Origin of the sequence: Pseudoalteromonas sp. A22 (genome assembly GCF_018141345.1) — a bacterium.
GTDB lineage: Bacteria > Pseudomonadota > Gammaproteobacteria > Enterobacterales > Alteromonadaceae > Pseudoalteromonas > Pseudoalteromonas maricaloris.
On record NZ_CP047238.1, the window covers coordinates 3,295,975 to 3,309,112 of the forward strand.

Annotated in this window: 14 protein-coding genes; 3 read left to right on the plus strand and 11 right to left on the minus strand. The window is 43.6% G+C overall.

The features are described from left to right. Nucleotides 1-45 precede the first annotated feature (45 nt). The gene (gene ubiA / locus GSF04_RS19680; protein WP_211858523.1) at nt 46-909 is read right to left on the minus strand and encodes a 4-hydroxybenzoate octaprenyltransferase; all 864 of its coding nucleotides are present in this window, start codon (nt 907-909) and stop codon (nt 46-48) included. Then, nucleotides 902-1,429 (minus strand): chorismate lyase, encoded by a 528-nt coding sequence (locus GSF04_RS19685; RefSeq protein WP_249122420.1) that lies wholly within the window; start codon nt 1,427-1,429, stop codon nt 902-904. The genes ubiA and GSF04_RS19685 overlap by 8 nt, the downstream gene beginning before the upstream one ends. A gap of 157 nt (nt 1,430-1,586) precedes the next feature. On the opposite strand from GSF04_RS19685, the gene GSF04_RS19690 reads away from it, so the two are divergent. After that, on the plus strand, nt 1,587-1,982 hold the full coding sequence (locus tag GSF04_RS19690; RefSeq protein WP_039491379.1) for a flagellar basal body-associated protein FliL: 396 nt from the start codon (nt 1,587-1,589) through the stop codon (nt 1,980-1,982). Nucleotides 1,983-2,035: 53 nt separating this feature from the next. Here GSF04_RS19690 and glpG read toward each other — a convergent pair whose 3' ends face one another. The 6 genes from glpG to GSF04_RS19720 form a co-directional block, all read right to left on the minus strand. After that, complete coding sequence (gene glpG / locus GSF04_RS19695) at nt 2,036-2,863, minus strand: rhomboid family intramembrane serine protease GlpG (protein WP_010607623.1); 828 nt, start codon at nt 2,861-2,863, stop codon at nt 2,036-2,038. Beyond that, nucleotides 2,860-3,177 (minus strand): thiosulfate sulfurtransferase GlpE, encoded by a 318-nt coding sequence (gene glpE, locus GSF04_RS19700; RefSeq protein ID WP_211858526.1) that lies wholly within the window; start codon nt 3,175-3,177, stop codon nt 2,860-2,862. The genes glpG and glpE overlap by 4 nt, the downstream gene beginning before the upstream one ends. Nucleotides 3,178-3,281: 104 nt before the next feature. Then, the gene (gene tdh / locus GSF04_RS19705; RefSeq protein ID WP_010374618.1) at nt 3,282-4,307 is read right to left on the minus strand and encodes an L-threonine 3-dehydrogenase; all 1,026 of its coding nucleotides are present in this window, start codon (nt 4,305-4,307) and stop codon (nt 3,282-3,284) included. A gap of 43 nt (nt 4,308-4,350) precedes the next feature. Then, on the minus strand, nt 4,351-5,547 hold the full coding sequence (locus tag GSF04_RS19710; RefSeq protein WP_010374617.1) for a glycine C-acetyltransferase: 1,197 nt from the start codon (nt 5,545-5,547) through the stop codon (nt 4,351-4,353). A gap of 213 nt (nt 5,548-5,760) precedes the next feature. Continuing rightward, the gene (gene gmhB, locus GSF04_RS19715) at nt 5,761-6,315 is read right to left on the minus strand and encodes a D-glycero-beta-D-manno-heptose 1,7-bisphosphate 7-phosphatase (RefSeq protein ID WP_211858528.1); all 555 of its coding nucleotides are present in this window, start codon (nt 6,313-6,315) and stop codon (nt 5,761-5,763) included. Further along, complete coding sequence (locus GSF04_RS19720) at nt 6,308-7,375, minus strand: glycosyltransferase family 9 protein (protein WP_211858530.1); 1,068 nt, start codon at nt 7,373-7,375, stop codon at nt 6,308-6,310. Before GSF04_RS19720 ends, gmhB begins: the two co-directional genes overlap by 8 nt. A 107-nt stretch (nt 7,376-7,482) precedes the next feature. Between GSF04_RS19720 and GSF04_RS19725 the strand changes: the two genes are divergently transcribed. Beyond that, nucleotides 7,483-8,196, plus strand: coding sequence for a 3-deoxy-D-manno-octulosonic acid kinase (locus GSF04_RS19725; RefSeq protein WP_211858532.1), 714 nt, complete (start codon nt 7,483-7,485; stop codon nt 8,194-8,196). Here the strand turns inward: GSF04_RS19725 and hldE are convergent. Genes hldE through GSF04_RS19740 form a run of 3 tightly spaced genes read right to left on the minus strand, consistent with a single transcriptional unit; the run spans nt 8,193 to nt 11,720 of the window. Further along, entirely contained in the window at nt 8,193-9,641 is a 1,449-nt protein-coding gene (hldE, locus tag GSF04_RS19730; protein ID WP_211858534.1) for a bifunctional D-glycero-beta-D-manno-heptose-7-phosphate kinase/D-glycero-beta-D-manno-heptose 1-phosphate adenylyltransferase HldE, read from the minus strand. The genes GSF04_RS19725 and hldE overlap by 4 nt on opposite strands. Further along, nucleotides 9,638-10,234, minus strand: a complete 597-nt coding sequence (locus GSF04_RS19735; protein ID WP_039491395.1) for an SIS domain-containing protein — start codon at nt 10,232-10,234, stop codon at nt 9,638-9,640. Before GSF04_RS19735 ends, hldE begins: the two co-directional genes overlap by 4 nt. Before the next feature lie 40 nt (nt 10,235-10,274). Then, nucleotides 10,275-11,720 carry a capsule assembly Wzi family protein gene (locus GSF04_RS19740; protein ID WP_211858536.1) on the minus strand — a complete coding sequence of 482 codons (1,446 nt, stop codon included), beginning with the start codon at nt 11,718-11,720 and terminating at the stop codon, nt 10,275-10,277. A 146-nt stretch (nt 11,721-11,866) separates the two neighbouring features. Between GSF04_RS19740 and waaA the strand changes: the two genes are divergently transcribed. After that, the gene (waaA, locus tag GSF04_RS19745; protein ID WP_211858538.1) at nt 11,867-13,135 is read left to right on the plus strand and encodes a lipid IV(A) 3-deoxy-D-manno-octulosonic acid transferase; all 1,269 of its coding nucleotides are present in this window, start codon (nt 11,867-11,869) and stop codon (nt 13,133-13,135) included. Nucleotides 13,136-13,138 lie beyond the last annotated feature (3 nt).

The window sequence follows — 13,138 nt, forward strand, 5'->3', positions numbered from 1 at the left end:
ACGGGCAAATAATCTGTATTACTTGCCCGTTTTTAATTACTCGCTTTAGAGCGGTAAAAAGCCCAGCACGACCCCGACAAAAATCGCCAAGCCCACATAGTTATTGTTTAAAAAAGCCCAAAAACATCTGTCTCTATCTCTGTAGCGTATGGCATATTGTTGCCTAATAAGCAGCACAGAAGCTGCTAGTAAGCCGCACCAAAAAGCGAGATTCAAGTCAAATGTTACACCAACTGCCGCCATCATCGCGATAAATGTGATATTGAGCAACGCAATAATATGGAGATCCCATTTGCCGAATAAAATCGCTGTAGACTTTACCCCTATCTTCAAATCATCATCCCTATCTACCATGGCGTACATAGTGTCATAAGCGACCGTCCATATTAAATTCGCAACAAACAATACCCAAGCAAGCACTGACACATTTTGATTTACAGCCATAAAAGCCATCGGTATTGCCCAGCTAAAGGCAGCCCCAAGTACGAGTTGAGGTAAGTTTGTATAACGTTTCATGAAAGGATAAACAGAGGCTAACGCAAGCGCGCCAAGCGATAATACAATGGTTTGCCAGTTTAAAAAAAGCACCAAAATAAAAGCCACCGCGACCAAAATAGCAAATAGACCTAGCGCTTCTTTACTCGTTACAGCGCCCCTTGCAAGCGGTCTTGTCGCCGTACGCTTTACAGCCCCATCAACCTTGCGATCAGCAAAATCATTGATAACACAGCCCGCACTGCGCATTACTAATACACCCAGAGCAAAGATAACAATAAACCAAATACTTGGAACACCTTCAGCTGCAAACCACAGTGACCAAAGCGTTGGCCACAATAAAAGTAAAGTCCCGATTGGCTTATCTAATCGCATAAGTTGGCTGTAAGCCTGCCATTTCTGGTGGTCAATCATAAAAGCTTTCCGATATAAAGACTTCACAAACTAAAATCTTTGCTTTGCCGTTTTTAAACCAGCTTCTTCTAGCAAATAAACGCTCTGGGGCGACGCCAGTAGTGGGTGTAATTAGTTCAATCAGCGCCGGATAGTCGGCAGTAGATAAGCGAAGAAACTCAAGGGTTCCGCGCTGCCAATTTGAATCAGTAAACAGTAACTCACCCAAAGGTGTCTCACCGATTGCATCCATGCCTACAGTACATGCGTCCTCATTGAGCCAACTTTGTCCAAATACAGCTGCTTTACCGTTACAATTTAACATTACTTCTCGGCACCAAACCTGTTCAGAAAGCTCTGTACGTAACGCATCTGGAGCGCTCCTGAACTCATTAGCAAGCACAGTCACAGAAAATTTATCACAAGTTTCTTTCAATTTTGCGGTTAGAGATTGGGTCTCTAGTAAATAAGGAGAAAGTGCAGGCTCAACATCCACCAACTGTGTGCTCTTCAGCCAAGGGAGCTCTAAGGGTAATTGCAAAGGCAACGTTCTATTTCCGTTTTAAAAATCCGCGGTCATAATAGCAGAGCAGAGGCTTTCTAAAAAGTTTATGTTTGTATTGAAGCTACCTGTAAAATCAACGCAATTATGTATAAACTAAGTAAAAAGTAATTTGTATTAGGATACCTAATTAAACATGAGACTGTTGGCTGTTGTACTCACATTATGCATTGCATTAACCACGGCTTCCCCTGTAAAAGCGGACTCAACTATTGGGTATTACGGATTTGAGCCAGATATCATCACAAACTACATAGGCCAGTCCAACAAAAAGCTCGGTTATGTCCGTGTTACCGTTGACCTAATGTTAAATGACGTTGCAAATATTGCCGTGGTTGAACACCATACTCCTTTACTAAGAGATGCAATCGTACAGATCCTGAGTAAAGAAAATGAAGAAACCATTAAGTCATTAACTGGCAGAGAAGAAATCAGAAAACGCTGTGCTGAAAAGCTAAAGACACTGCTAAAAGAAGAGACAGGGCAGGAAATTGTTCGAGATGTGCTTTTTACCAAATATTTATATCACTAAGCGAACCAACTCATACAAGAACTCGGAAGCGCTAGATCCCGAGTTCGAAGTAACTAGCTATTCTCTTTGAGTTGCCTGTTGATAGGCCAAAATACCGCAACCAACATACCTGATAGCAATCCGAACAAATGCGCCCAGTTAGCCATGTTGATGAAAAACATATCCGTAAATCCAAACAGCATCCAAAGCAGCATAAAACCAATAACAGGCTTAGAGACCAAAGCCGCTCCGGCAGGATTTCGATGACCAATTACCCAACAAAAGCCTAGTAATCCGTAGACCACACCACTTAGTCCACCAAAATTAGCGTCAACGAATAGGTACTGCATAAAATTACTGGTTAAGCCAGTTACAAAGTAGATGCAAACTAATGCCCAGAGCCCTAGTTTCTCTGAAATTTGCGCGCCAAGGTGCAACCACCAGCTTAAATTAAAAATCAAATGTATGGCGCTAAAATGTATGAGTGTAGGCGCTATCCAAGTCCAAGGTTTATCTAGGGAGAAACGTAGCGCAGAAAAGATGCCATTAGCGTCACCAAATAACATGGCGACAAAAATAATAATACTGACACCAAAAACGCCCTGTAATAACCAATTCAATCCCAAAAAGCGCTTTACTAGGTTTAAGTTTTGGCCTTGGTAGCTAAATAACCCTTGTGTACTTCCTGTTTGCCAAGAAGCCGCTTGATATAACTCTGCCTCAGGTTGCTCCAAAAACGTTTGCCAAAGACGCATAGCAAGCGCTTCATCACCACGCTCTAGCCAAACTTCAACTTGTTGCCCATCATGACTTTGCAAAACACAATAAACCCCTTGCGTCTTAAAATAATCGACCGCACCTTGAGCTAGTCGTGCATTGTGATAATGGGCTATTAACTTCACTTTTCAATCTCGTTTGGCAATTCACTTACCCACTGCGTAAAACCGCCATCCATACTGTAAACATCTTCAAAGCCTTGCTCAACTAGGTAGTTAGCTGCGCCTTGTGAGGAGATCCCGTGATAACACACCACAACAATGGGTTGGTCAAACTCTTTCTCCTGCATGAAATGTGCAAGATTAGCGTTAGATAAATGTTCGGCGCCAGGAATATGCCCTTGTGAAAAGGTATTTTCATCGCGAATGTCTGCTACCACAACATCATCTTTGCCTAAAAGCGCTTGTGTGTCTGCTACTGAAATATGTTTAAAAGACATGTGTTACCCATTAAAAACTAAAAAATAAAAGACGGCTCAAGCCTTATCGACCTAGCCGTCTTTCTATTATAACTACTCATACATGCACTAAGCAAAGTTGAGCATTAATCCCAATTCAGAATAACTTTACCTGATTGCCCTGAAATCATCGTATCAAAGCCAGTCTGGAAGTCATCAACATGGAACTGGTGTGTAATGATTGGGTCAAGGTTTAAGCCTGACTGGATCAAACTTGCCATTTTATACCAAGTTTCAAACATTTCACGGCCGTAAATCCCCTTGATCACTAGACCCTTGAAGATCACTTGGTTCCAATCCACCGCCATGTCAGAAGGTGGAATGCCCAGCATTGCAATCTTACCACCATGGTTCATGCTGTTTAACATGCCTTTAAATGCAGAAGGAACACCTGACATTTCAAGCCCAACATCGAACCCTTCTGTCATACCAAGATCTTTCATCACCGTTTCGAGGCTTTCACTGGCAACATTTACTGCTCGCGTAGCACCCATTTTAGTGGCAAGTTCAAGGCGATATTCGTTTACATCTGTGATAACCACATGACGCGCACCGACGTGTTTCGCCACTGCCGCAGCCATAATACCAATTGGGCCCGCACCAGTAATGAGGACGTCTTCACCAACCAAGTCAAACGACAATGCGGTGTGCACTGCATTACCGAATGGGTCGAAGATAGAAGCGAGTTCATCTGAAATGTTGTCAGGGATCTTAAACGCATTATAAGCAGGAATAACTAGGTATTCTGCAAATGAACCTTCGCGGTTAACGCCTACCCCAATGGTGTTACGACACAGGTGAACACGACCAGCACGACAATTACGACAATGACCACATGTGATATGACCTTCACCAGAGACTCGGTCGCCAATGCTAAAACCACGTACCTCTTGGCCCATATCGACCACTTCACCTACGTATTCGTGTCCCACAACCATTGGAGTTGGGATAGTGTTTTGTGCCCACTCATCCCATTTGTAGATGTGTACGTCGGTACCACAAATTGCTGTTTTACGGATTTTGATCAATAGATCGTTGTGCCCTACTTCCGGTTTTGGCACATCCGCCATCCAAATTCCTTCTTCAGCTTTCAACTTGGATAATGCTTTCATAGTATTCGCTCGTTAGCTGCACCGGCTTAAGCCGGTGGCAAAATTAAATGACGCCTAGGTCTTTACCAATACGGGTAAAGGCTTCGATTGCTTTGTCTAGCTGCTCAGTCGTATGCGCAGCTGAAATTTGTGTTCTGATCCTAGCTTGACCTTTTGGCACGACAGGATAAGAGAAACCGATCACATAGATCCCTTCAGCTAGCAATCTGTCAGCCATTTCTGAGGCCACTTTGGCATCGCCTAACATAACCGGAATAATCGCGTGATCTTTACCCGCACAAGTAAAGCCAACAGCTTCCATCTTAGTACGGAAGTAAGCTGCGTTATCCCATAGTTTAGCACGTAGGGCATCGCCTTCTTTCATCATGTCTAGTACTTTGATTGAAGCTGTAACAATTGAAGGCGCTAGCGAGTTTGAGAATAAATAAGGACGTGAACGCTGACGTAACCACTCTACGATTTCTTTCTTACCAGAGGTGTAACCGCCCGATGCACCGCCAAGTGCTTTACCAAGCGTTCCTGTAATAATATCCACTCTGTCTAATACACCACAGTATTCCGGTGTTCCGCGGCCATTTTCACCAACAAAACCCACCGCATGTGAATCATCAACCATCACTAATGCGTCGTACTTATCCGCTAAATCACAAACCGCTTTTAAGTTACAAATAACACCATCCATTGAGAATACGCCATCGGTGGCGATAAGCTTGGTTTTCACACCAGCTTCATCAGCAGCAATTAACTGCTGCTCTAGATCAGCCATATCGTTGTTAGCATAGCGGAAACGCTTAGCTTTACATAAACGCACACCATCAATGATAGAAGCATGATTTAAAGAGTCCGAGATAATTGCATCTTCAGGGCCTAAGATAGTTTCGAATAAACCAGCATTGGCATCAAAGCATGAAGAGTAAAGGATAGTATCTTCTGTTTCTAGAAATTCACTGATCTTTGCTTCAAGCGTTTTGTGAATATCTTGCGTACCACAGATAAAACGCACCGACGCGACACCAAAACCATGGTCATCAAGGCCACCCTGCGCCGCTTTAATGAGCTCTGGGTGGTTCGCCAAACCTAGATAGTTGTTTGCACAGAAGTTAATTACACTTTCACCAGTCGATACTGCAATTTCAGCTTGCTGCTGAGAAGTGATAATACGCTCTTTTTTATATAATCCTTCAGCTTTTACTTCTTCAATTTGTTGCTGAAGCTGGCTGTAGAAGGCCGATGCTCTCATCTGGGAGTCTCCATTTTTGCACGGTGATAGTAAGCTACGTATCGCCATAGGCGGTTGTCATTCTCACTATCAGAAGTTAACGCTTGTGCTAATTAGCTCAAGTTAATTGGAACGTACCAATTCAATCATACCTGGTACATTAAAAGATATCTTTATTTTAAAAGGTTCACACAATAAATGCACGATTTGCGACAACTGGCAGCAAACTTTATTTTACTCAGACAAACATAGTGCGGCTGGTACCTCCGCCAACGACGCACATACTTTATCCGCGAGTTGTTGTTGCTCTTGACTAAAACTCTGCCCAGACTCAACTAAAATGGCTGTTTTTACGCCAGCAGCGCGGGCAGCCTTGATATCTGAGACTTTATCACCAACCATAATACTTTGCGCAGGATCCAAGTCATGCTCGGCTATCGCTTGTAGCAGCATCCCGGGTTCTGGTTTACGACAGTCACACTCTACTTTATATAGGCCTTGTGCCTTTTCAGGGTGGTGAGGACAAAAATAAACACCAGCGATGTCAACACCATGCGCCTTAAACTGCGCGCACATCCACTCGCTTAACGCGTGAAATTGTGCTTCATTATAGTAACCTCGGCCAATGCCCGACTGATTCGTCACGACCACAATTTTATAACCGGCTTTGCTAAATGCTTGGCAGGCACTGAATACCCCGTCGATAAACTCAAAATCCGCGATTTTATGAACATAGGCATGATCTTTATTAACAACACCGTCTCTATCTAAAAATACAGCCTTATGCATTGGTCACAATCCCCTGCTCTTTTATTACCCGATCAAACATCGTAATTACTGCATCAACGGAAATTTGAGACATGAGTTCGCTACCCTTTACCCGTGTTCCCCACGGTAATTGTTCAGCAATTTTACCCTTTTGCGCAATGAGGTTTTGATGATAAACCTCAACCACATAGTCTTGATACAGGTATGGCCCTGTGCGAGTTGGGTTGGAGTGAGCATACAAACCGATCACCGGCGTTCCAACTGTCACAGCCATATGAGCAGGCCCGGTATCAGGTGCTAACACCAATTCGGCTTGCTCCAACACACAAAGTAGGGTTTTCAAGTCAGTTTTTCCCACTAAGTTTAATAACTCAGCTTGGCTGTGTTGTTGAATTTCGGCTGCTAAGTTTTGCTCAAGTTCCGTTGGGCCACCCGTTATCACCACCTGAAACCCCAATGCAGCAGCATGATCTGCAACCCTAGCATAACGCTCAGGAAGCCAATTGCGCTCGGCTTTACTTGCCGCAGGCGATATCACAAAAACCTTGCCTTCAGGTAATAGCGATTTTGCAGCAGCTTGATGAGCTGCCGTCACTGGCATCTGCCATGTTGGCTCACCGCACTCAGCACCAATTGCACGGGCAAAGTTTTGGAAACCTTCGAGCACATGTGGCGACTGTTGAGGTGCGATCCGCTTATTAATAAACAAACTGTGTAACTCTTTAGAGCGCCCTTTATCAAAGCCTATTTTTTGCTTTGCAGGAATAACTCGCGCAACAAGGTTGGCTCTTAACGCAACCTGCATATGTAGTAATACGTCAAACTTTTGCCCTTTGAACTTTGCCTTTAACGCCTTGAGCGCGGCTTTACCCTGCTTTTTGTCAAATACGACGAGCTCAACACCGGGTAGGTCAGCCAGCAACATGGCTTCCACTTTACCTATCACCCACGTTATTTTCGCTTGCGGATGTGCGCGTTGGATCGCCTGTACAGCACTCACTGCATGGCACACGTCGCCAATCGCAGAAAGTCGCAAAATACAAATAGAGGTCAAGGATTTGCTCAAAACAATAGTTCTCATGGAAAGTAACAAGCGCTTGATCTTAAATTAATCAAACAAGTTTGCAAGTTTCACTGAGGGTGAAAAATCGTTAGAATGTCACAATTGACTCTTAAGAATCCTATATTGTGCAAATCACCAAACAGCCGCATAGCTATTTACTAACGCCTTCAACCCTAGATTATGATGTTTCAGAAGAAATGTTTGACCCTGAATATTGGCAGAAAAATAATGCGATTGTCGGCTCGAAAGAAGGCCGAGCAACGGCGTGGTTCGTGCGGTTTAATCAAGGCATAGCGGTACTCAAGCACTATTATCGTGGTGGCTTAATCGGCAAGCTGTTGAGTGATCAATATATTTTTACCAAACTAGAAAATACTCGCGTATATCAAGAGTTTGCTTTGCTAGAGCAGTTACAACTACAAGGTTTACCAGTCCCAACACCACTTGGCGCAAGAATATCGCTTCATTTTGGTATTTATCGTGCAGATATTTTGACCGAAGCGGTGTCTGATGCCACCAGTGTTTGCGAAATTTTGCAAGCAAGAGCGCTTGGTACAAATGAACTAGAAAATATCGGCCACACCATTGCACAGTTTCATCAAGCCGGCGCCTATCATGATGATTTGAACATCAACAATATTTTGTTTGATGCCAACGGCAAAGTATTTCTAATTGATTTTGATAAGGGCAAAATCATGCAGCCAAACTCAAGTTGGCAGCACGCAAACATGGAGCGTTTGCAACGTTCATTTAAAAAAGAGGCCGGCAAATGGCCGACCTTTTATTTTGATGAAAATCAGTGGCAAGTATTAATACAAGCCTATCGCAGCGCACGTTAACTTTTTTGTAGCTGTGCCTTTTTAATCACATTGGAAGTCGAGCAGCCATCCAAAAATGCTAACACCTCGACTTTTCCACCTTGATTAAGCACATGCTCTGCACCTGCAATATCTTCTACTTTATAGTCACCACCTTTGACCAAAATGTCAGGGCTGACCATTTCTATCAGCTTAGCTGGTGTGTCATTTTCTTCAACACTGCCAAACGGAATAACCCAATCCACAGAAGCGAGTGCAGATAACACCATAGCCCGCTCTTTCAATGGATTGATTGGGCGTTCAGGTCCTTTGAGACGCGAGATCGATTCATCATTATTTAACCCAACGACAAGTCTGTCGCCCATCGCTTTAGCTTGCGCTAAATAACGAACATGGCCTGCATGGAGAATATCAAAGCAGCCGTTGGTAAACACAATGGTTTCGCCATTTTGCTTGGCAAAAGTAATATGCTTAAGCACTTCTTCAAATGGCGTTTGGTAGTGCTCGCCCGTTTCTCTAAGATATTGACCCAGTTTGCGACTCAACTCTTCCGGTGACACCGTTGCAGCACCTAACTTACTCACGGCAATACCTGCGGCAATATTTGCTACTTCTACCGCGTCTTTAGCTGACATTCCAGCCCCTAACATCGTCGTCAGTGTGGCGATCACGGTATCGCCAGCTCCCGTAACATCACTTACTTCCTGTACTTGAGCTGGGAAATCAAACTTTTCAGTATTGGTTATCAAAGACATGCCTTGCTCAGAGCGCGTCAGCAGCATAGCACCGATCCCTGACGTTTTCAGCAGTTCGCGCGCACTAGAGGTGAGTGCCTCTTCGCTGCTTGTATCACCACCAGCGAGTTTAAATTCGTTTAAGTTAGGCGTGATAAAATCAGCACCTTGATAAAGGCTCAAGTCACTATTTTTGGGATCAATAAGTACCGTTTTACCAGCAGCTTTAGCCACCGCAATCATATCTGAAATGGCGCATAAAGCGCCTTTGTTGTAGTCGCTAAACAACACAAAGTCATACTTATCAACTTCTTGCTTTAGACGCTCAAGCAGGAGTTGACTGTGAGATAACTGAAAGGGTTCTTCTAAATCGAGTCGGACTACTTGCTGATGACGGCTGATCACACGCATTTTTGCGATAGTCGGCAGCTCAACGACGTTAACTAGGCTAGATTCAATGTTTTCTTTAGTAAGAATAGCCTCAAGCGTTTTGCCATTGTCATCTTCGCCGATAAGCCCAAGCAAACCCACTTTACCATCTAGGTGAGCGATGTTTTTGGCAACGTTCGCCGCACCACCTGCTTTGTCTTCTAATGCACTGACTTTCACCACAGGTACTGGAGCCTCAGGAGAAATGCGCCCGGTATCTCCATGCCAGTATCTATCCAACATCACATCGCCAACCACCAATACCTTGGCTTGATTTAGCTGTTGAAGCGCCGCTAACTTCATGCCTTTTGCTCCGCCGCAACGAGCATATCGACCGCTTCACAGAGCCAGTGACCAATAAACATATGCGCTTCTTGAATACGCGCTGTCTCATCGTTTGCGATAATAATCGGTAATTTAGCAATGTCCTTCACTTTGCCACCAGTTCTACCTGTCAATGCCACGGTAAACGCGCCAATTTCATTTGCGGCTTGAAGTGCCAAATTGATATTAGGGCTCGTGCCTGATGTGGTTAACCCAATCACCATATCTTCCGGTTTACAAAGTGCCTGAACCTGACGTTCAAATACGGAATCAAAGTGATAGTCATTGCTGTGCGCGGTCAAAATTGAGGTGTCGGTAGTTAATGCAATCGAGGCCAAAGGACCGCGCTCTAATTTGTAACGCACCACAAATTCTGCAGCTAGGTGCTGCGCATCTGCCGCGCTGCCACCATTACCAAACCAAATGACCTTACCACCGGCTGCTAATGTGCTTTGGCATGCTTCAAGTAGTTCAACACATTCTTGGTGATAGTTTGCCATTGTTTCAAAAACATCAACATGGCGCTGTAAGCTTGCGAAGTAGCTTTGTGCTACTTGTTCATTCAATGACATATTTGTTCCTAAACTATTCTATGCTTGTCCCGCGTGATACCTACCAGTATACATGGACTGATAACCAAGTGTAATTCTCACCGAAGACATCTTTACCCAAGGTTAATTTCGTTTCGATTTGCTTGCTATAAGCTTCACCAATATGCGCCAGCTCAAACTCGTAGCCACGTTCGTACTCAGCGCCAAGCTCACCAAGTTCATTCAAATAATTACTTTCATTATCGATAACTGAAAGCTTAGCTCGCCATAATGAACGATAATCAGCTTGATAAGTACCTTCTAGTACATGGATCTGCGTCGGTGCGCCATCATCAAATCGGCGGTGGTTGGCAGCAAAGTGTCCCACACCAAACCCATCAATCGTATTGCCTTCCGTTTGATAAATCTCATTGACATACCAAAGGCTTTCCATGTCAGTAAATTCATAGCGTAATGAGGTGGTTGAACTTAAATTCGGTAGGAAAACGCCCACGCTAGTCGCGGTATTACCAAACAAATAGTTCTTATGGTTATTAGTATCTTCACCACCATACTCTAGATACCATTGTGCTCTGGTACCGTAATTGGTAGTGAAACTCGTGGTGATTGTTGCCCATTGGTCGCCAAGTTCATCATCTTGAGTCAGGTCGCCGATTTTATTGTCATTGCCAGCTGGGTCTATATAGGCCTTAATAAAGTCCTCAAAATCCACCTTTCTTGGGCCTCCACCAAATTGTAGCACACGATTTATACCTACTTTCCAACCATCGATTGGTTCAATACTAAAGTGTGTACCAGCAATTTTCGGTGTACCATCATGCAATGTATTTTGAAAACGAATTCCCTTTTCGACTTTATCTAACTCTGAATAAAACAATTCAACATCAAAATTCCACCAGTTTTTTAGTGGAACAACTAGTCCCAATGAAATAGAAGGCCGGTTTTTAGCGTTATTAGAGTAGACCTGAGCCGAATGCTTAAATGGCGAGAACCAATGTTCTTTATAACCTAGGTTAAGCTGTAAATTGCCATAAGATAGCCCGTAAAAAGTGTTATACGCCACCAGCTTGTCTGCTTCTACTCGATACTCAGCACCTATTTGTAGAATACTCGAGTCGCCTCCTCGCCATACTCCAGCAACTCCCAATTCGGCATATTCACCACTATAATTACCTCTGTCGTTGGCGATTTGTTTTTCCTCACCGCTATCAACACGCAGTGTTATCGATCTTTGTGTCAACGCATCGTCCTGCAGATAAGGTGCAATCCCCTGACTAATACTCTGCTGTAATGTGGCGTCAATATGCCTAAGCTTCATCAAATGCATCTTGATTTCACTGATACGGTAAGGCTTCGCCATTGGCGAGCCAGTGGTCAACGCAAACATTTTATCGATTTGATATTCCAACAATGGATCTTGTCCAATGGGTAAATAGGCTGTGGGGCTTGCAAAAGCGAGATTCGAAGCCAATAAACTACAGCAAGCTAGCACTCGAGCTACATTCATTTTTGTCATTCCATTACTAATAATGCGTTAGATACTATCAAACCAGAAGCCCCTAGGCATCTGTTGAACTGTGTAAAATTGTGTTGTTCATTCAATTTCGCCTTGGAACAAGGTAAAATACTGATTTTTGAGCTTAAGCGACTCCTATGGCGCGCCGACTATATTCCTTACTGTTGCTAGTATTAGCACCTATTTTATTGAGTTATCTGTATTTTATTCGAGGTAGGAAAAACCCTAGCTATCGAACTCATTTTACAGAGCGCTTAGGCTTTAACCCAAACAAGCTGCCGCAACATGCTGTTGTGATCCATTGCGCCTCTGTTGGGGAAGTGCTTGCAGCCACACCTCTCATAAAATCAGTACTTAAAGAACAAGCTGCAGTTCCAATCATTGTCACTTGTAACACCCCGACAGGTAGAGAAGAGATAACAAAAGCTTTTCACAGCAATGTACAAGTACATGTCTGTTATTTACCTATAGATTTTGCTTTTGCGGTCAGAAAATTTTTCAATACCTTGAAGCCCAAACTCCTTATTGTGATGGAAACTGAGCTGTGGCCTAATCTTTTTTATTACGCCAAACAAAACCAATGTAAAACCTTGGTAGTCAATGCCAGACTCTCTGAAAAGTCATACCAAGGTTATAAAAAGCATGCTTGGTTAACCAAAGGCTTAATGAGCAACATAGATCTGCTTGCAGCCCATAATGAGGAAGACGGCGAGCGTTTCATCAAGCTCGGGCTTGTTCAATCTAAGCTTCACATTACCGGCTCAATCAAGTTTGATATCTCAATCACCGAAGAAGAAATTGCAAAGGCAAGACAGTTTCAAGAAAATTACCCCGAGCGGTTAATTTGGCTTGCAGGATCTACACATCCTAAGGAGCATGAGCAAGTCATTGCTGCACATCAGCGAGTATTAAAACAGGTAAGTAATGCGTTACTCATTATCGCACCTCGCCATCCCGAGCAGTTTCAAGCGGTTGCTGACTACCTCAGTGAACAAGAGATCGCTTTTACCAAAAAGAGTAGTAACGGTATAAACGCAGAAGCTTCGGTCTTGTTAGCGGATACTTTAGGGGAATTAAAGTGGCTATTTGGCGGTGCCGATATCGCCTATATTGGTGGTAGCTTGATTGAACGCGGCGGTCATAACCCACTAGAAGCGGCGGCTCATGGTGTACCAATATTAACCGGCCCACATACCTATAATTTTGCGCATATATACCCTCAACTTATCGCGCAACAAGGTGCCATCGTAGTCGATGATGAAGACAAGCTTGCCGCTCAAATTATTACGCTATTTGAAGATAAATCGCTTCGAACGCAAATCGGTGCTAACGCTCAATCGGTACTACTTGAAAATACCGGGGCTATTGCTAAATCCATGAAACTAATCAATAAGAGCTTGGAATAATTC